Raw genomic sequence first — 17,813 nt, 5'->3', positions numbered from 1 at the left:
GGCACGCAACTCGGAATTTTGCGACACGGCCATGGAAGGCATTCTCGAACTGCTACTACAGCAGGCCTCGGATGCCTTCCCAAGCCTTTCTGCCCAGCTTTGAATCGGCCTCGTCATTGCCTCCATGTGCGTGCAATGTCGAGCGTGGTGTGCTCTCGCCTGGCAACAGAATGCGGTGTCCCGCATCCGGCGACGAAATGAGATGAGTGACCTTACCTGCTTCGCCGCGCCGCCTAATAATATCTCGGGCGAACGATAGGGAAGGCCACAGCGCATCGTTGCCACCGGCGACAAGCAGAAGCTCGGCCGATATGGTCTCAACGGGGATGGTCGCCGCATTCGCTTCGCTCTTGAAGGTTTTCAAACAGCATTTGAAAAGCCCCCTGTAAGATACCAGGCCATCCACATACTCTCGTGTCCAATCTGGATCTGCCGGCACAAACGGCAGCGCGATACCGTTGAGCGACCATGAGGATCGTTCAGGCCAACTGGCACCATCCCGGCCCGCACCGATATTCCCCCAAACTACCGATGACGGGCTGATCGCGACCACCGCGTTGATTCGCTGGTCATGGACCGCGGCAAGCAATGAGGCCTCGGCACCTTTGGATGTGCCGACATAAACGATGCGACGGCACCCTGTTTCAATGAGATAGTCTGTTGCTGCAAAGAACGTTTCCAGGGGAATTTCACATATTCCCGGAATCTGGCCCTCGCCGCCAAACCACTGCAACGCCAAGGCCGACGTACCGGCATCTGTAAAAAGCCGCGCGCGCCCGACATCAACACGACCACTCGATCCACCCAACACCACAACGCCCGTGGTGGCCTGCGAGCGTCGGAAAAATGTTCCGGCGACGACACCGGTCGGACTTTCCTCTCTTACCGCATGCGCCTCCATGTACCCGTCGAATCCTGGGTTCAACCGTCCAATCGGCCTGCAAATCGGAGACTGCGACAATTGAAATTCGGCAGTCCGGCGCGCCAGACATCTTCGACAAAAAAGCCGCCTGCAGCAAGCTGCTGCAGGCGGCTATTGTTTTGCTCGTGCCGAAAGTTACTTCGCGTTCGGGTTCGGCATCCAGGCCGGCATGGCGACATCGGCATGGGCGAACTGCGGCAGCTTGGCCGAGAGGTCTTCCATGTTCTTGATGTCCTTGTCGAGCAGGTCCTTCTGGGTGATCAGCGTCGGTGGCACGATGACGTTGTGGCCGGGATCTTCGCCGGCCAAGAGCTGCGCCAGCGCACGCACCGAGACCTGGCCGACGACGGCCGGGTTGGTGGCGGCGGTTGCCGCCCAGGCGCTGTCGGGCTCGCGCATCGCGGCGATGTCGGAGGTCGAGATGTCGGCCGAATAGATCTTGATATCCTTGTTCAGCCCGGCCTCGTCGACGGCGATCTTTACGCCCTTGGCGAATTCGTCATAGGGCGCGAACATCACCTTGATGTCGGGATGAGCCGACAACACCGAGCGAGCCTGGTTGGCAACCGAATTGGCGATCGGATTGTCGAGCGTGCCGAACATGGCGGCTTCGTTGATGCCCGAATATTTCTTCTTGAATTCGACCCAGGTCTCGTTGCGGCGATCGAGCGGGGCGATGCCGGCGACATAGACATAGCCGGCCTTCCAGCTCTCGCCATTGTCTTTGACCGCCTGTTCGAGCGCCAGGCGCGCGAGGTCGCGGTCGGACTGTTCGATCTGCGGGATCTTGGGGTTTTCGACATTGACGTCGAAGGCGACGACCTTGATGCCGGCATCGACGGCACGCTGGGCGGCGTCCTTCATCGATTCCGTCAATCCGTGCTGGATGATGATGCCCTGGACGCCGAGCGCGATGGCCTGGTCGACCATGTCCGCCTGAAGCGCCGCGTCCTGACGGCTGTCGAGCACGCGCAGGTCGACGCCGAGCGCCTTGGCCTGCGCCTCAACGCCGGAGAGATAGGCCTGGAAGAAGTCGCCGGTCGAGAGATAGCGGACCAGCGCGATCTTGACGGCACCCGGCTTGTCGAACGGCGCCGGCCTGTCCTGCGCAATTGCCGGCAACTGCATCAGCAATGTTGCGCCGGCAAGCCCGAGCGCTGCTTTCCCCAAAAGTCTTCTTGTGATGTTCACGTCGTTTCCTCCACTTGTTGAACCCAAAATGTGACCCGGTCGAACCCTATCTCCTGCCCCTGCCGGACAGGGCGAAGGTGAAGACAAGGGCGACCACGAGAACCACGCCCTTGACGAAATCCTGCGTGTAGTAAGGCGCGTTCATCATCGTCAGGCCCTGCAGCAGCACGCCGACAAACACCGCGCCGACGGCCGTGCCGAAGGCGTTCGGTTTGGCGGCGCCGAGAACCGCGTAACCGATGAGTGCCGCAGCCACCGCGTCGAGCAACAGATTATTACCCGAGGCGATGTCGCCGCGTCCAAGCCGGGCGGCGAGCAAAATGCCGCCGATCGAGGCAAAAACCCCAGAAATAACGTAGGCCCAGATTTTGTATGCCTTGACAGGCGCGCCGGCGAGTTCGGCAGCGCGCTCGTTGCTGCCGACGGCGTACATCATGCGGCCGAAACGGGTGTATTCGAGAAAGAACCAGATCAGCACCGCCAGCACGAGCAGGACGACGACCGACACCGGAATGAGGTTCGGGATGAAGAAATCGAAGCGATGGCGGCCAAGCGCCAGGAACGCGGCGCCGAAGCTGCCGTTGGCGACCGAGCCGTCGGGCATGGTCATGCCGGTGGCGATCGAACGGCCCTCGGTAGGGATGCGCTGCAGGCCGACGAGCAGGAACATCATGCCGAGCGTCGCTAAAAGGTCCGGCACCCGCATATAGACGATCAGCCAGCCATTGATGAGGCCGACAACGGCGCCGATCACAAGACAGGCGACGACCGCCACGACGGCATTCTGCTCCAGCACCACCATGACGTAGGCAGCCGCCATCATGGCGCTGGTGGCGACCGAGCCGATCGACAAGTCGAAGCCGCCGACGACCAGCGTGGCGGTGACGCCGAGCGCCAGAACGCCGGTGATGGCGACCGACTGGAAGATGAAGACGGCGCTTTGCGGCGACACGAAGCCATCGGCGGCAATGGCGAAATAGGCGATCAGACCGAACAACAGGACGATGAAGCCATACCGGATGGCACGGTCGCGCAGGATCATTCAGCGCTCCCGCACGCTGGCACTGTCTTTACCCAACCTGAACTCATGCCCTCTCCATTCCAATTCTCATCGTCTTCCTGCCGTCAGGCTGCGCTGTGCAACGGCCCGCCCGCCACTTCGGCCAGCAGCCGCTCGAGATCGACATCGGTGTTGCGGTGCTCGCCGACGATCGTCTGCTCCGACATCACCAGAATGCGATCGGCCGTCTCCAGGGCTTCGTCCAGTTCGGTGACGAACAGCAGCGTCGCGCGGCCGCTGGCGCTGGCCCGCAGCTTGGCGGCGATATCGCGCCTGGCCGAAATGTCGACGCCCTGAAATGGCTCGTCGAGGATGAAAAGCCTTGCGGTCTGCGATATCCAGCGGGCGACCATCACCTTCTGCTGATTGCCGCCGGAAAGCGACGACATCTCGTCCTTCTCCGAGCGGCAGACGATGCCCAACTCCTGGATCTGCTGGCGGGCAATGGCGCGTTCGATGCGGCGCTTGAGGACGCCGAGACGCGACATTCGCCTGTGGAACGGCAGGCTGATATTTTCCTGGATGTTGAAGTCGCCGACGATGCCGTTTTCGCCCCGGTCCTTGGCGACGAGAAACACGCCGGCGGCAATCGCTTCGCCCGTCGACGCCGGAGCATAGGGTTTCCCGTTCAGCACCATGGTCCCGGACAGCGGCTGGCGCAAGCCGAACAGCGTCTCGGCGAGCGCGGTCTTGCCGACGCCGACGAGGCCGGTGATGGCGACGACCTCGCCGTCGCCGAGCGTCAGCGAAATCGGCCTGGCGCCTTCGGCAATCCGCAAGCCGTCGGCAATAAAAATTGATTTGGCCGAATTCCTGGCGACGATCCGCTCGAGTTGGATCTTGCGGCCGAGCATGGCGTTGACCGCACCTTCATAGTCCAGCGGCTTCCTGTCGAAGATACCTGAGATGACCCCGTCGCGCATCGAAATGATGCGGTCGGCAAGCCGTCTGATGTCAGACATACGGTGCGAAATATAGAGAATGGCCACGCCTTGCTGGCGAAGCCGGTCGAGCAATGCGAACAGCCGGTCGGCTTCGGCACTGGACAGCGAGGAGGTCGGCTCGTCGAGGATCAGCACTTTCGGCCGGTGCGCCATGGCGCGGGCGATCGCCACCATCTGACGATCGGCCAGCGAGAGGTCACTGATGCGGGCCTTGAGGTCGATGGCCAGCCCCATGCGGTCGGCAACCGCCTTGGCCTCACGGCGCACCCGGCCTGGATTGAACAGCGTCGGCACGCCGCTGCCGCTCAGCCTGTCGAGCGTGAGGTTGGTTGCGACGTCGAGGTCGGCGACGACGCCGTCATTGATGTTCTGGTGGACGGTGACGACGCCGGCGCAGATCGCCTCGGCCGGCGTTTTCGGCGCAAAGTCCTGACCGACAAGCGACATCGAGCCGCCGCCATGGTCGTAGACGCCGCTGATGATCTTGACGAGGGTGGATTTGCCGGCGCCGTTGGCACCCATCAGCACGGTGACTTCGCCGGCATGCAATTCGAGCGAGACGCCGCCAAGCACCTCGATATGGCCAAAGGATTTCCTCAGGCCGTCGACGCGGAACACGGCATCATTGCCCATTCGTTCCTCCCTGACCGTGACGCTATGGGCTATATCGGCAATTGTCAACACGATTGACAATTGCTAGCGGGCTTCCTAGCTTGGCCCGACCGCCATGGCTCCGCTATCATCGGAGCACATAAGCGGGAGGTGAGGATGACTGGGAAATCGCCGTTCGAAGCACTGTCGGTCGAGACACTGGCGGGCCGTCTCCGTGCCAACGGGGCCCTGTGTTCGCAGATCGGCAAGGATACGAGCCGCTGGAAGGTCCGTGAAGTCGGCGACGGCAATCTGAACCTGGTGTTCATTGTCGAGGGTGCTGAGGGTGCGGCCGTGGTCAAGCAGGCCCTGCCCTACGTCCGGCTGGTCGGCGACAGCTGGCCGCTGCCGTTGAAACGCTCCTTATTCGAATATCATGCGCTGACGCGGCAACAGGCGCGGGCGCCGGGTTCCGTGCCTGATATCTATCACTTCGACGAAGGCCAGGCGCTGATCATCATGGAATATCTGTCGCCGCACATTATCCTGCGGCGGGCGCTGATCGAGGGCCGGCAACTGCCTAACATCGCGAAAGACATCGGCCTGTTCATGGCCCGCACGCTGTTTCGCGGCTCCGACCTCAGCATGGCGACCAAGGACCGCAAGGCCGATCTGGCGCTGTTCGCCGACAATGTCGAACTCTGTGACATCACCGAGAACCTGGTTTTCTCGGACCCGTATTTCGATGCTAAGATGAACCGGCACACCAGCCCGCAGCTCGATGGCATTGTCGCCGAACTGCGCGCCGACCGCGACCTCAAGGTCGAGGCGCAGCGGATGAAGCACCTCTTCGCCGCCAATGCCGAGACGCTGCTGCATGGCGACCTGCATTCCGGCTCGATCATGGTCACCGACACCGAAACACGGATGATCGACCCCGAATTCGCCTTCTACGGCCCGATCGCCTTCGATGTTGGCATGCTGCTCGCCAATTTCTGGATGGCGTTCTTCTCGCAGCGCGGCCATGAGCAGAATGGCAAGCGCGACGCCATGCGCGCCTATCTGCTCGACGTCACGGTCGATACATGGTCGGCATTCCGCGCCGAGTTCTCGCATCTGTGGCGAACCGAGCGTGACGGCATGCTCTACCAGAAGAGCCTGTTCGAGGATCAGGGCGACAGGCTTGGCGCCGAGCAGGCGCTCGACCACATGCTGCATTCGATCTGGACCGATCTGCTCGGCTTTGCCGGCGTCGAGGTTCACCGGCGAATTCTCGGACTTGCCCACAATGCCGATTTCGAGACCATTGCCGATCAGGATCTGCGCGCCAGATGTGAGGCAAAGGCGCTGAAATTCGGCCGTCACCTCGCCGTCAACCGGCGCCAGATCCACAGCATCGACGAGGTCAACCAATTGGCCGCGCTGATCGAACGGGAGAGCAGGATTTGAACGTCGGTGACCGCCACTACCGCACGATCTGGCCGAGTGACGACGGGCGTTCGGTGGAGATCATTGACCAGCGCTGGCTGCCGCATGATTTCCGCATCGAAAAGATCGATACCGTCGCCGGCATCGCCACGGCAATCCGCGACATGTGGGTGCGCGGGGCGCCGCTGATCGGCGTCACTGCCGCCTATGGCGTCGCCATGCAGATGGCCGACGATCCGTCGGATGCGGCGCTCGACGCCGTCTGGGCAACCCTGCACGAAACGCGCCCGACGGCGATCAATTTGCGGTGGGCGCTGAATGAAATGCAGCGCTTCCTGCTGGCGCTTCCCCTGGCAGAACGTGCCGCAGCCGCCTATCGGCGTGCCGGCGAGATCGCCGACGAGGATGTCGGCCTCAACCGCGCCATCGGCGCCCATGGGCTCGAAATCATCAAGACGATCGCGGCGCGCAAGCAGCCGGGCGAACCGGTCAATATCCTGACCCACTGCAACGCCGGCTGGCTGGCCACCGTCGACTACGGCACCGCCACCGCGCCGATCTATCTGGCGACGGAAGCCGGCATTCCAGTCCACGTCTATGTCGACGAAACGCGACCGCGCAACCAGGGCGCCCAATTGACCGCCTGGGAGATGGCCGGCCACGGCGTGCCGCACACGCTGATCGTCGACAATGCCGGCGGCCATCTGATGCAGCGCGGCCAGGTCGACATGGTCGTCGTCGGCACCGACAGGACCACCGCCGACGGCGATGTCTGCAACAAGATCGGTACCTATCTCAAGGCACTGGCCGCCGCGGACAACGACGTGCCGTTCTATGTCGCGCTGCCGTCGCCGACGATCGACTGGACGGTGGGGGACGGGTTGGCCGAAATCCCGATCGAGCAGCGTTCGCCCGACGAGGTCTCGCTGGTCTGGGGCAAGACCGCTTCCGGCGAGATTGCCCAGGTCCGCGTGTCGCCGGAAGCCACGCCGGCGGCCAACCCTGCCTTCGACGTGACGCCGGCGCGGCTGGTCACCGGCTTGATCACCGAACGCGGCGTCGCCACGGCCTCGCGCGAAGGCCTGAAGGCGATGTTTCCCGAGCGCGGATGATCCGCTTTGGAGTGCCAGGAGGAGCCCTGGATTTTGCCTGATCTCACGATTTCTTGAACACGGCGCGGTTAAAAACGTCCGTTGCCTGTCCCAGATGGACGGTCGTATGCGTAGCGGCGGGGCGGCGCAACGCTCAAGCCGGGGCTGACCACGGCTCGGCGAGTGAACCAGCGGGATGCCGCGATGTCATTCAGACCGCTGCTTGGTGACGGACGGGTTCGGAGCCAGGAGGAAAAGTCGGAGCCCCTGCAAACCGCGTCATGGGTCAGCTCCTCGATCGTTTTCGACAACCGGCGGTGGGCGTGCCGGGAGGCGGAGCTCCGCTGGACAGCCCCTCATCATCTGATCGTGCTGACCGAAGAAGGCGGCACGTCCCATACGTCTATCCGGCACGAGGCAAGATCCCTCTACGACGGAATGGATCATCCCGGAGCCCTCACCTTCGTCCCGGCAGGCGCGGAGCGACAGGGCTTCTATCGCGATGTAAACCTCTCCTATTCAGCCCTGTGGATCGATCCCGATATCGGGCTTCCCGGATGCGAACGCCTGAGGAACCTGCCGATACTGGTAAACAAGAAGGACGCGGTCGTCGCCACGCTGCTGAGTTCGCTTCGCGACGAGATGGCCCTCGGTCACAAGCCGGACACTGCCTATGTCGAGCATCTGGTGGCCCTCGTCAGCCTCCGCGTGGCCAACCTGAGCCGCGAGCAACAGCCGCTCGTACGTCACGGCTGTCTCAGCCGCCGAGCACTTGGTCGAGTTCGGGATTATATCGATGCACGTATGAATTCCGACATTTCGCTAAGCGAGCTTGCAGCTGTCGCCGACTTGGCCGTCGACAGTTTTGCGCGGCGCTTCAAGGCGACGACCGGTCTTGCCCCCTATGCCTATGTAATCGAGGAACGGGTGCGGCGAGCGGAGGCACTGTTGCGCGAAACGGGTTTGTCGATCAGTACCATTGCCTTTCGGCTCGGCTTTTCAAGCCAGAGCCACTTCACCACGACGTTCCGGCGTCTCAGGGGCATGACGCCTCGTGCCTATCGGGTGAATTCTTCTCCAGAATCCTGATAGTGCCGCCGGTTTCTTGAAAGAAAGCCGCTGCGTGCGCCCCCACCTCCAGTGTCGATGACCGAACCCGAGGGTCCGCTGTCGGGGTCAAATTGCCGTCTGCGTCCTTCATTGCGACTGGGAGATCTTGCATGGCCAAAACAGACAACAGGAGGGGGCCAACGCGTCGAACCGTGTTGGAGGGCGGGGTGGCGACCGGGGTGCTCCTGGCTACCGGGATACCGGTCGGCGCCGAGCCGGCCGACACCGTCACGGCGACGGCATCTGGCACGCCGGTACCGACGATGCCGATATCGTTGCGGATCAACGCGAAGGACCTTGCCGTCGAACTCGACCCGCGGACGACGCTGCTCGATGCCCTGCGCAACCATCTCGGCCTCACCGGCTCGAAGAAGGGCTGCGATCACGGCCAGTGTGGCGCATGCACGGTGCTTGTCGATGGACGCCGGATCAATTCCTGCCTGACGCTTGCCGCAATGCATGATGGCGACGAGATCACCACGGTCGAGGGCCTTGCCGAGGGTGACCGGCTGCATCCGGTGCAGGCCGCCTTCGTCGCCCGCGACGGTTTCCAGTGCGGCTACTGTACGCCAGGCCAGATCTGCTCGGCGGTCGGTATGCTGGGCGAAGCCAAGGCCGGCTGGCCGAGCCATGCGAGCGCCGACGTGGCAGCGGCTTCCGTCGCTCTCAGCGATGCCGAGATCCGCGAGCGGATGAGCGGCAACATCTGCCGTTGTGCCGCTTATCCGAACATCGTCGCTGCAATCCGCGACGCGGCAGAGGAGGCATGAGCAATGCAGTCCTTCACTTATGAACGTGCAACGAGTGCCCAGCAGGCGGCCGCCGCGGTCGCGGCCCGGCCGGACGCCAAGTTCATCAGCGGCGGCACCAACCTGCTCGACCTGATGAAGCTCGATATCGAGCGCCCAGCGCATCTCGTCGACATCAGCCGGCTGCCGCTTGATCGGATCGAGGAGACGGCAGAAGGCGGGCTTCGGGTCGGCGCCCAGGTCCGCAACAGCGATCTTGCCGCCGACCCGCGGGTGAGGTCCCGCTATCCGATGCTCACACAAGCGCTGCTGGCGGGAGCGTCCGGCCAGATACGCAACAAGGCCTCGACCAGCGGCAATCTCCTGCAACGCACGCGCTGCCCCTACTTCTACGACCGCAACATGCCCTGCGACAAGCGCCAGCCGGGTTCGGGCTGCGCGGCGCTTCAAGGCTTCAACCGCATGCACGCTGTACTGGGCGCGAGCGAAGCCTGCATCGCGGTCCATCCTTCGGACATGGCGGTCGCCATGTCCGGGCTCGACGCCAGGATCGAGACCGTTTCGCCCGGCGGCGAGACCCGCACGATCCCGATCGGCAATTTCCATCGATTGCCCGAGACGATGCCCCATGTGGAGACCGTGCTCGGCCACGGCGAAATGGTCGTCGCGGTTACCCTGCCGCCGCCACCACCCGGCCGGCAGCTTTACCGCAAAGTGCGCGACCGAGCTTCCTACGCCTTCGCGCTGGTGTCGGTGGCAGCAATCGTCGAAAAAAGCGGCGATCGTATCCGAAGCGCTCGGATCGCCATGGGCGGCGTGGCAGCGAAACCCTGGCGCGCGACGGAGGCGGAGCGCGGGCTGGCAGGCGCAGCGGCGTCCGACGATACCTTTACCGACGCTGCCGAAGCCGCGCTCGCCGGAGCCGTTGGGCATGGCGCCAATGACTTCAAGATCCCGCTGGCGAAACGAACGGTGCGGCACACACTCGCTGCTGCCGTCGAGAGTGCGTGAGGCGACACGATGACAGAGACGACGACCCCGAACAGCGGTTCCCAGATGCAGGCGACGAGCAGGAGATCGATATGAAACTCACGCGACGCGCCGTTGCCGCCGCGGGTGGCGGCCTTTTTGTTTCTGCCGCCGCAGCTTGGGGCGCCACATCCGACCCGGGAGCTCGTCACGTGCTCGAGGCCGCCGTCGACGCCTTCTTTGCCGGCTGGGCCTCCGGCGACTGGACGGCATTCCTTGATTGTTGCGATGAGACGATGACCTTCCAATTCCCTGTCGGCGAGCAACGAGGCCGACACGGACCGCCAGACGGCAAGCCGGCACTCGCAGCCTGGACCGCCGCGCATCAAGCGCAAGGAAACAGGATCACGAAATCGACCGTCGATCTCAAGCTCTTCGCCGCCGACTGGGTCATCGTCTGCGATCGCGGGAGCGGGACAATCAGCGGCGCGCCCTACACTGGCCTGCATGCGATCTTCATGCGCGCCGGCCCGACAGGGAAGCTGGTCGAGTTTCGCGAGTATTTCGGCGAGATCGCCGCGTGAGCTCCGGCCGCTGCGCGACGAACATGAAGGTGCGAGGAAAGAGGCGTCGTCGCGGCCTCGATGCTTCCGAACTCCAAATGAAAATCTTTAGGTGACTTATGAACGAGACCATACCCGGACTGCCCGGCTCCGCCACCCATTCAAGAGTGAAACCGCGTCCCGGTGCTGGCATCATCGGGAGGCCGATCGACCGCATCGACGGTCCGCTCAAAGTGACGGGCGGCGCCACATACGCTTACGAGAATGAGCTGGATGGTACAGCCTATGGCTACATTCTCGGCGCCGCCGTCGCCAAGGGCCGCATCGCCGAGATCGACACGACCGAAGCCGAACGGGCGCCGGCAGTGCTGCTCGTCATGACGCACCGCAATGCGCCGGCCCAGCCGGATTTCGGCCCGGCGGTCACGCCGACGGTGCCGGAGGTCTTCACCCGCGCCCGGCCCGCGCTCAACAGCGATCGGGTGCGGTATTGCGACGAGCCGGTCGCGCTGGTCGTTGCGGAGACATTCGAGGCGGCACGCGCTGCTGCGGGCCTCATCAGAGTGCGCTACGACGAGGAGCCGGGCCTCTACGATCTACCGGGACATATCGCCGACTCCTACGCGCCAAAGCGGACCAATGCCGGCTTCGAGACCGACAGCGTGGTCGGCGACTTCGAGCGCGCCTTTGCGACGGCGCCGATCAAGATCGATGCCGCTTACCGGACCCCCTTCGAACATCACAATCCGATGGAGCCGCATGCGACGCTCGCCGCCTGGTCAGGCAACGAGCTGACGATCCGTACATCGGCGCAGACCCTCGCGAACTTCCGGGCCGGCGTCGCCAGCACGCTTCGCATCCCGCTCGAGCGGGTGCGCATCGTGAGCCCTTTCACCGGCGGGGGCTTCGGCTCCAAGCTGATTGCCCATGCCGATACGATCCTGGCCGCACTTGCAGCGCAGGTCCTGCAGCGCCCCGTGAAGATCGCGCTGACGCGGCAACAGATGTTCGCCAATGCCGGTCACCGTGCAGAGATGATCCAACAGGTACGTCTCGGCGCGGATACCGATGGGCGGCTCACCGGGATCGCGCACGATGTCTGGTCCGCGACGTCCAGCTTCGAGGAGTACTGCGAACAAACGGCAGTTTTTGCGCGCTCGCTCTATGCGGCGCCGAACCGTCTCACCCGCCATCGCCTGGTTCCGCTGGACATCAACCGCGGCGAATGGATGCGCTCGCCGGGCGAAGCGCCCGGCATGCTGGCTTTCGAATGCGCAGTGGATGAGCTCGCCGAGCGGGTCGGCCTGGACCCGATCGAACTCAGGATCCGCAACGAACCGGCTCAGGATCCCGAGCGCGAAGTGCCGTTCTCCACCCGCAATCTCGTCGCCTGCATGGAGGAAGGCGCCCGCCGTTTCGGTTGGGAGCGGAGAAACCCGACACCGGGCCGCACCCGGGAGGGCCGGAAGCTCATCGGCTACGGCATGGCGGCGGCGATCCGTCCGAACTACATCGGCGCGGCGACGGCGCGGGTTGCGATCGACCGGGACGGTCGGGTGACGGCGCGGCTCGACATGACCGACATTGGGACCGGCACCTATACGATCCTGACCCAGATTGCTGCCGAGAGCCTCGGCGTGCCGATCTCGTCCGTCAAGGTGGAGCTCGGCGACAGCCGCTTCCCGCGTACCGCCGGCTCCGGCGGGTCCTGGGGCGCGGCGAGCGCGGGTTCGGCCCTGTATAATGCGTGCAACGCCCTCAAAGGACGGATCCTGGACGCGGCGCAGTCGAGCGAAGCGTCACCGTTGCGCGGCGCGAACGCCACCGAGGCAAACTTTGCCGACAGCGAGGTCAGGATCGGCCAGCGATCGGCGAGCCTGGCCGATCTCATCGGGAGGATCGCTCCCGACGGGTTCGAGGCCGAAGGCTCCGTAGCCGCAGGCGCCACCACCGAGTCGTACAAGACTTATTCGCAGCATTCGTACGGAGCGCATTTCGCCAAGGTCGCTGTCGATTGCGACACCGGTGAAATCCGCATGCGCCGGATGCTGACTGTGGTCGGCGCGGGCCGTATCCTCAACCCCAAGACTGCACGCTCGCAAATCATCGGCGGCATGACCTGGGGGATCGGTGCGGCGCTGATGGAGCAGACGGTGCTCGATCCGCGCTATGGCCACTTCGTCAATCACGATCTTGCCGAATATCACGTCCCGGTCAATGGCGACGTCCCCGAGATGGAAGTCGTCTTCCTCGAGGAAGATGACGACAAGGCCAATCCACTTGGCGCGAAGGGTCTCGGCGAGCTCGGCGTCTGCGGTGCGGGGGCTGCCGTCGCCAACGCCATTTACAACGCGACCGGAGTGCGTGTGCGTGAATTTCCCATCACCTTGGACAAGGTGCTGCCTGCCTTGCCCGTGATCGCCATTTGACGCTGCGACGTATCAGCGCCTCCCTCGCCCTCAAGGGTGACCAAGTCGGAACGGATGGCCATTTCTGCGCCATCCGCGACGACGTCGGTGGTTGACAGCGTTATCCGGCCCTTCCATACAAACGCCGTCAATGTTCTCAGGGCGGGGTGAAAGTCCCCACCGGCGGTAAGGGTCTCGGCCAAGCCCGCGAGCGCTTTCCGGACTACCGGAAAGGTCAGCAGATTCGGTGTGATTCCGGAGCCGACGGTTACAGTCCGGATGAAAGAGAACGAATGGAAGACGGTCCGCCTTCGCGGTTCGGACTCCGTATCGTGCGTCCTGATTCTGGTTCGAAACGGAAGGATGGACCCATGAATCAGCATTCCCAGAACGACTATGAAACGATCCGCGTTGCCGTCATTCGGGCGCGCTGGCACGCCGATATCGTCGACCAATGCGTTGAAGCATTCGAGGCGGAACTGGCGGTTGTCGGGGAGAAACGCTTTGCCGTCGATGTCTTCGATGTGCCGGGCGCCTTTGAGATTCCCCTGCATGCAAAAACGCTTGCCGAGACCGGCCGCTATGCCGCTATCCTCGGCGCCGCGTTCGTCGTCAATGGCGGCATCTACCGGCATGAGTTCGTGGCGAGCGCGGTCATCGACGGCATGATGAACGTGCAATTGTCGACTGGCGTGCCGGTGCTGTCGGCGGTGCTGACGCCGCACAACTACCATGACAGCGCTGACCATCACCGCTTCTTTTTCGAGCATTTCAGGGTCAAGGGCAAAGAGGCGGCCAGCGCCTGCGTGCAACTGCTGGCGACACGCGAACGCATCGCGGCGTGAAATCTCCGCCGCCGGGTGGAAATCCCGGTAAGGCGCTGTAGTATCTCACGAAAACCAGGGAGGATGCCGGTGCAGACCAAGAAGATCATCAATGACGGCAACCGCTCCGTCGACGAGATGCTGGAGGGCATTCTGGCCGCGCATCCGCGCCATCTCAGACGTGCGGACGGCAGCCCCCGCTCCATCGTCGCCCGCGACGGGCCACGCCCCGGCAAGGTCGGCCTCGTCATCGGTGGTGGCTCGGGCCACGAGCCGACCTTCCTCGGCTTCGTCGGCAAGGGGCTTGCCGACGCGGCCGCGATCGGCAACGTTTTTGCCTCGCCGCCGCCGGACCCGATTCTTGAATGCGCCAAGGCGGCCAGCGGCGGTGCTGGCGTGCTATTCATGTACGGCAACTATGCCGGCGACGTGATGAATTTCGACATGGCCGCCGAAATAGCGGCAATGGACAACATCGAAGTGCGCACCGTTCTGACCACCGACGATGTCGCCTCGGCGCCGCGCGACCAGAGACAGAAGCGGCGCGGCGTCGCCGGCAATTTCTTCATCTTCAAGGCTGTCGGTGCCGCATGCGACCGGATGCTGACATTCGATGAATGCGAGCGTATCGCCAGGAAGGCCAACGATCAGACCTTCACTATGGGCGTGGCGCTTTCGCCCTGTTCGCTGCCGCAGACCCGCCGGCCGAATTTCGAAATCGGACCGGACGAGATGGAGATCGGCATGGGCATCCATGGCGAGCCGGGCATCGCACGCGGAAAACTAAAGACGGCCGACGAGATCACCGACGAGATGCTGGACAAGATCCTCGACGAAATGGCGCCGACGCGCAGCGACAAGGTCGCCGTGCTGGTCAATTCGCTCGGTTCGACGCCGCTGATGGAGCTCTACATCATGAACCGGCGGGTCAAGCAGAGGCTCGACGACATCGGCGTTTCCGTCCACGCGACCTGGGTCGGCAATTATTGCACCTCGCTCGAAATGGCCGGCGCCTCAGTGACGCTGATGCATCTCGACGGCGAATTGCAGGAGATGCTCGACCATCCCTGCGACTGCGCCATGTTCCGCGCCGGCTGAGAAAGCATCATGACCTCGATCGACTCAGCCGGCTTGAAAAGAATGTTCGATGAGATCGCGGCGGCGATCGACGCCGACAAGGACAGGCTCTGCCAACTCGACGGCGTCATCGGCGACGCCGACCACGGCATCGCCATGGCGCTTGGCTTCGGCGCGGTACGCGAGGCGCTGGCGCAACTCGACCTCGCGGCGACCGGACCGACGGCGCTGCTCAATACCGCGGCAAAGTCGTTCCTCAACGCCGTCGGCGCGTCGTCAGGCCCACTCTATGCGACCGCCTTCATGCGCGCTGCCGCCGCCGTCAAAGGCAAGGCAATTCTGGAGGATGCTGACATCATCGCCATGCTCCGGGCGATGGCGCAAGGCATCCAGGATCGCGGCAAGGCCGAGCTCGGCGAAAAGACCATGGTCGACGCCTGGCTGCCGGCAGCACAGGCAGCGGGCGCCGCGCAGGAAGCCGGCAAGACCCTGTTGGAGAGCTTGGAAACTGCACTCGCCGCAGCCGAACGGGGCGCCGAGGCAACCAAGGATATGATCGCCGCGAAGGGCCGCTCCTCGCGGCTCGGCGAACGATCGCTCGGGCATATGGATCCCGGCGCTGCCTCGGCCGTCACGATCATCAAAGCGATACGGGACAGTCTGGCTTAACGGACCTTCGCTGCATCGAGCTTGTCGATCGCCTGGACATTGCCGGCCGACGGTCCCATCTCATCGAATTCCGAGGCAAGCCATGCATCGACGATCGACTTGGCCAATTCCGGGCCGATGACGCGCGCGCCCATGGTGATGATCTGGGCGTTGTTGGATTTTGCAGCGCGCTCGGCCGAATAGGTGTCGTGGGTGAGTGCGGCGCGAATGCCGGGAACCTTGTTGGCGGAAATGGATACGCCGATGCCGGTGCCGCAAAACAGGATGCCGCGATCGTTCTCGCCGTCCAGGATGGTCTGGGCGAGCTTCTGTGACAGGTCGGCGTAGAAGCCCGTCTGGCTGAGATCGCTGACCGTGAGGCCGGGCTTGGTGGCGAGGTGAGCGGCGATGACATCGAGCAGCGGTTTGCCGGCGCTGTCGGCTCCAATGGCTATTTTCATGTTCGGTTTCCTTCCTGTTCGATGGTTCAGATCGCCGCTGAGGCGCGTTTGAGGATGTCTATATAGCCGTCCGCCTGCCAGGCGGAACGGCCGATGAACAAGCCGTCTATATGAGACTGTCCGATCAGTTCGGCGGCATTTTGCGGATTGACGCTGCCGCCATAAAGCACCGGCGGCACGGCCGGCAGCAGGTCGCGCGCGATTTTCTTGATCAGCGCCTGCTGTCTGCCGGCATAGTCCGAGCTTGCCGGCACGCCCTTGTCGCCGATCGCCCAGACCGGCTCATAGGCAAACAGGATCGTCGCCGCCCTGGCCGCGCCTTCGAGAAACTGCAGCGCGCCGTGCACCTGCAAGGCCAGCACCGTATCCGCCTGCCCGCTGTCGCGTTGAGCCAAAGTCTCGCCGACGCAGATCAGTGGCACGAGACCGTGCTTCACCGCCGCTGCGGTCTTCAGCCCGACAGCCTTGTCGGTCTCGCCGAAATACTCGCGCCGTTCGCTGTGGCCCAACTCTACCATATCAAGTTCGCAGTCTTTCAGCATTACCGGCGAGATCTCGCCGGTCCAGGCGCCGGCGTCAGCCCAATGCATGTTCTGCGCGCCGACCTTGATGCGCGTCGGCGACAGCGCTTTCTTGACCTCGCGGACCGCCGTGAAGGGTGGGATGACGAAGGGCTGGATGCGCTCGTCGAAACCGGGGACGAACTCGGCCAATGCCCTCGTGAAAGCCATCGCCTCGGCGAGCGTCTTGTTCATTTTCCAGCTGGTGCCGACCCAGTAAACCATGCGTGCTCCTCCTACTCTGCGACCACTGTCAGCGACACGCCGTCACCATCCAGCGCCGCACGCATCTGCGGCTGCGGCTCGCGGCCGGTGAAGACGGTATCGAAAGCCTTGAGATCGGTCAGGAAATGCAAGGCTGTGCGGCCGAACTTGCCGTGATCGACCAGCAGATATTTGCGCGCCGCAGCGGCCATCATCAGCCGTTTGGTCTGGACCACTTCCTGATCCTGGTGAAAGGCGGAAGCGCCGTGGATAGCCGATGACGACAGGAAGGCGACATCGGCGCGCAATGATTTCAGTGTATCTTCGGCGAGCAGGCCGAAGAAGCCGTGAAACTTCTTGCTGTACTGGCCGCCGAGCGCAATCAGGTTGATGCCGGCAACGCCCGCCAAATCCTGGATGACAGCCAGATTGTTCGAGATCACCGTCAGCGGACGCAGATCGACGAGATGCCGAGCAACGCCGCCCGCGGTCGAGCCGTCGTCGATGATCACCGTCTGACCCGGTTCGATCATCGTCACGGCAGCGGCGGCGATGCGCTTTTTCTCGTCGCCGGCCAGTCTCTGGCGGTAGCGGAAATCGCTCTCGAAAAGGCTGCTCGGCTGAATCGAGGCGCCGCCGCGTACCTTGCGCAGGAAGCCGCCCTCCTCGAGCTCGTCGAGGTCGCGGTGGACGGTCATCTTGGAGACGCCGAAGCGCGAGGCAAGATCGTCGACACTGGCGGTGCCGGTGTCCATCAGAAAATCCATGATGCCTTGCCGACGGCCGTCGCTCTTCATTTCCGCGGCTTCCTCGTGCAATCCGAACCACGTTCCGAGATATAACAGGAAACGTCGCATAGCCACCAGTATTTTTGTGATAATGTTATATCTGCCTGGGATATCATGACGTTTCTGACGGCGTGCCGTAACAAGAATTGCTGTCGGCCGGGCGTCCAGCGGTTGCGGTGCAGCGGAAATCCGGCCAGAAGCTTTAGCGGGCTCGACAATAGCCGA

Annotated in this window: 17 protein-coding genes and 1 riboswitch; of the genes, 10 read left to right on the top strand and 7 right to left on the bottom strand. The window is 63.4% G+C overall.

Annotation, left to right across the window (positions count from 1 at the left end; all coding sequences use genetic code 11):
- Positions 1-55: 55 nt before the first annotated feature.
- The 4 genes from NKH05_RS01630 to NKH05_RS01615 all read right to left on the bottom strand — a co-directional run bounded on the left by NKH05_RS01630 (position 56) and on the right by NKH05_RS01615 (position 4,750).
- Complete coding sequence (locus NKH05_RS01630; protein ID WP_023716748.1) at positions 56-901, bottom strand: acyl-CoA thioester hydrolase/BAAT C-terminal domain-containing protein; 846 nt, start codon at positions 899-901, stop codon at positions 56-58.
- A 156-nt stretch (positions 902-1,057) separates the two neighbouring features.
- Positions 1,058-2,113, bottom strand: coding sequence for a substrate-binding domain-containing protein (locus tag NKH05_RS01625; protein ID WP_023716747.1), 1,056 nt, complete (start codon positions 2,111-2,113; stop codon positions 1,058-1,060).
- Between the two features lie 46 nt (positions 2,114-2,159).
- Positions 2,160-3,155 carry an ABC transporter permease gene (locus NKH05_RS01620; protein WP_023716746.1) on the bottom strand — a complete coding sequence of 332 codons (996 nt, stop codon included), beginning with the start codon at positions 3,153-3,155 and terminating at the stop codon, positions 2,160-2,162.
- An 83-nt stretch (positions 3,156-3,238) separates the two neighbouring features.
- Positions 3,239-4,750 carry a sugar ABC transporter ATP-binding protein gene (locus tag NKH05_RS01615; protein WP_023716745.1) on the bottom strand — a complete coding sequence of 504 codons (1,512 nt, stop codon included), beginning with the start codon at positions 4,748-4,750 and terminating at the stop codon, positions 3,239-3,241.
- Between the two features lie 135 nt (positions 4,751-4,885).
- Between NKH05_RS01615 and mtnK the strand changes: the two genes are divergently transcribed.
- From mtnK to dhaL, 10 genes are all read left to right on the top strand, one after another.
- Complete coding sequence (gene mtnK, locus NKH05_RS01610) at positions 4,886-6,157, top strand: S-methyl-5-thioribose kinase (RefSeq protein ID WP_023716744.1); 1,272 nt, start codon at positions 4,886-4,888, stop codon at positions 6,155-6,157.
- Positions 6,154-7,248, top strand: coding sequence for an S-methyl-5-thioribose-1-phosphate isomerase (gene mtnA, locus NKH05_RS01605; protein ID WP_023716743.1), 1,095 nt, complete (start codon positions 6,154-6,156; stop codon positions 7,246-7,248). The genes mtnK and mtnA overlap by 4 nt, the downstream gene beginning before the upstream one ends.
- Before the next feature lie 183 nt (positions 7,249-7,431).
- Positions 7,432-8,316, top strand: coding sequence for a helix-turn-helix domain-containing protein (locus NKH05_RS01600; RefSeq protein ID WP_353024991.1), 885 nt, complete (start codon positions 7,432-7,434; stop codon positions 8,314-8,316).
- Between the two features lie 131 nt (positions 8,317-8,447).
- Positions 8,448-9,107, top strand: a complete 660-nt coding sequence (locus NKH05_RS01595; RefSeq protein WP_023716741.1) for a 2Fe-2S iron-sulfur cluster-binding protein — start codon at positions 8,448-8,450, stop codon at positions 9,105-9,107.
- A 3-nt stretch (positions 9,108-9,110) separates the two neighbouring features.
- On the top strand, positions 9,111-10,097 hold the full coding sequence (locus NKH05_RS01590) for an FAD binding domain-containing protein (RefSeq protein ID WP_023716740.1): 987 nt from the start codon (positions 9,111-9,113) through the stop codon (positions 10,095-10,097).
- A gap of 71 nt (positions 10,098-10,168) precedes the next feature.
- Complete coding sequence (locus tag NKH05_RS01585) at positions 10,169-10,639, top strand: nuclear transport factor 2 family protein (protein WP_023716739.1); 471 nt, start codon at positions 10,169-10,171, stop codon at positions 10,637-10,639.
- Between the two features lie 98 nt (positions 10,640-10,737).
- Complete coding sequence (locus NKH05_RS01580; RefSeq protein ID WP_353024945.1) at positions 10,738-13,047, top strand: xanthine dehydrogenase family protein molybdopterin-binding subunit; 2,310 nt, start codon at positions 10,738-10,740, stop codon at positions 13,045-13,047.
- A 128-nt stretch (positions 13,048-13,175) separates the two neighbouring features.
- Positions 13,176-13,321, top strand: a riboswitch (FMN riboswitch).
- Between the two features lie 76 nt (positions 13,322-13,397).
- Positions 13,398-13,871: a 6,7-dimethyl-8-ribityllumazine synthase gene (locus NKH05_RS01575; RefSeq protein ID WP_023716737.1), complete on the top strand. Its 474-nt coding sequence runs from the start codon at positions 13,398-13,400 to the stop codon at positions 13,869-13,871.
- Positions 13,872-13,940: 69 nt separating this feature from the next.
- Positions 13,941-14,948 (top strand): dihydroxyacetone kinase subunit DhaK, encoded by a 1,008-nt coding sequence (locus NKH05_RS01570; protein ID WP_023716736.1) that lies wholly within the window; start codon positions 13,941-13,943, stop codon positions 14,946-14,948.
- Between the two features lie 9 nt (positions 14,949-14,957).
- Positions 14,958-15,596, top strand: a complete 639-nt coding sequence (gene dhaL / locus NKH05_RS01565; RefSeq protein WP_352482704.1) for a dihydroxyacetone kinase subunit DhaL — start codon at positions 14,958-14,960, stop codon at positions 15,594-15,596.
- Here dhaL and derI read toward each other — a convergent pair.
- The 3 genes from derI to NKH05_RS01550 are packed head-to-tail and all read right to left on the bottom strand — an operon-like array spanning position 15,593 to position 17,597.
- Entirely contained in the window at positions 15,593-16,036 is a 444-nt protein-coding gene (gene derI / locus NKH05_RS01560) for a D-erythrulose-4-phosphate isomerase (protein ID WP_353024943.1), read from the bottom strand. The two genes, dhaL and derI, sit on opposite strands and share 4 nt — an antisense overlap.
- A 26-nt stretch (positions 16,037-16,062) precedes the next feature.
- Entirely contained in the window at positions 16,063-16,821 is a 759-nt protein-coding gene (locus NKH05_RS01555; protein WP_352482707.1) for a triose-phosphate isomerase, read from the bottom strand.
- A gap of 11 nt (positions 16,822-16,832) precedes the next feature.
- A complete protein-coding gene (locus NKH05_RS01550; RefSeq protein ID WP_352482709.1) occupies positions 16,833-17,597 on the bottom strand; it encodes a DeoR/GlpR family DNA-binding transcription regulator in 765 nt (254 codons plus the stop codon).
- Between the last annotated feature and the right edge of the window lie 216 nt (positions 17,598-17,813).

Source organism: Mesorhizobium sp. M1399, assembly GCF_040317735.1.
Lineage (GTDB): Bacteria > Pseudomonadota > Alphaproteobacteria > Rhizobiales > Rhizobiaceae > Mesorhizobium.
The sequence above is the reverse complement of the archived record's forward strand: the minus strand, read 5'-3'. Positions and strand labels throughout refer to the sequence as shown.

Bases quoted from the DNA above. Each gene is read 5' to 3' on its own strand.
- NKH05_RS01630 (WP_023716748.1), bottom strand. From the start codon at position 901: ATGGAGGCGCATGCGGTAAGAGAGGAAAGTCCGACCGGTGTCGTCGCC.
- NKH05_RS01620 (WP_023716746.1), bottom strand. From the start codon at position 3,155: ATGATCCTGCGCGACCGTGCCATCCGGTATGGCTTCATCGTCCTGTTG.
- NKH05_RS01615 (WP_023716745.1), bottom strand. From the start codon at position 4,750: ATGGGCAATGATGCCGTGTTCCGCGTCGACGGCCTGAGGAAATCCTTT.
- mtnK (WP_023716744.1), top strand. From the start codon at position 4,886: ATGACTGGGAAATCGCCGTTCGAAGCACTGTCGGTCGAGACACTGGCG.
- NKH05_RS01600 (WP_353024991.1), top strand. From the start codon at position 7,432: ATGTCATTCAGACCGCTGCTTGGTGACGGACGGGTTCGGAGCCAGGAG.
- NKH05_RS01595 (WP_023716741.1), top strand. From the start codon at position 8,448: ATGGCCAAAACAGACAACAGGAGGGGGCCAACGCGTCGAACCGTGTTG.
- NKH05_RS01590 (WP_023716740.1), top strand. From the start codon at position 9,111: ATGCAGTCCTTCACTTATGAACGTGCAACGAGTGCCCAGCAGGCGGCC.
- NKH05_RS01585 (WP_023716739.1), top strand. From the start codon at position 10,169: ATGAAACTCACGCGACGCGCCGTTGCCGCCGCGGGTGGCGGCCTTTTT.
- NKH05_RS01580 (WP_353024945.1), top strand. From the start codon at position 10,738: ATGAACGAGACCATACCCGGACTGCCCGGCTCCGCCACCCATTCAAGA.
- NKH05_RS01575 (WP_023716737.1), top strand. From the start codon at position 13,398: ATGAATCAGCATTCCCAGAACGACTATGAAACGATCCGCGTTGCCGTC.
- dhaL (WP_352482704.1), top strand. From the start codon at position 14,958: ATGACCTCGATCGACTCAGCCGGCTTGAAAAGAATGTTCGATGAGATC.
- derI (WP_353024943.1), bottom strand. From the start codon at position 16,036: ATGAAAATAGCCATTGGAGCCGACAGCGCCGGCAAACCGCTGCTCGAT.
- NKH05_RS01555 (WP_352482707.1), bottom strand. From the start codon at position 16,821: ATGGTTTACTGGGTCGGCACCAGCTGGAAAATGAACAAGACGCTCGCC.
- NKH05_RS01550 (WP_352482709.1), bottom strand. From the start codon at position 17,597: ATGAAGAGCGACGGCCGTCGGCAAGGCATCATGGATTTTCTGATGGAC.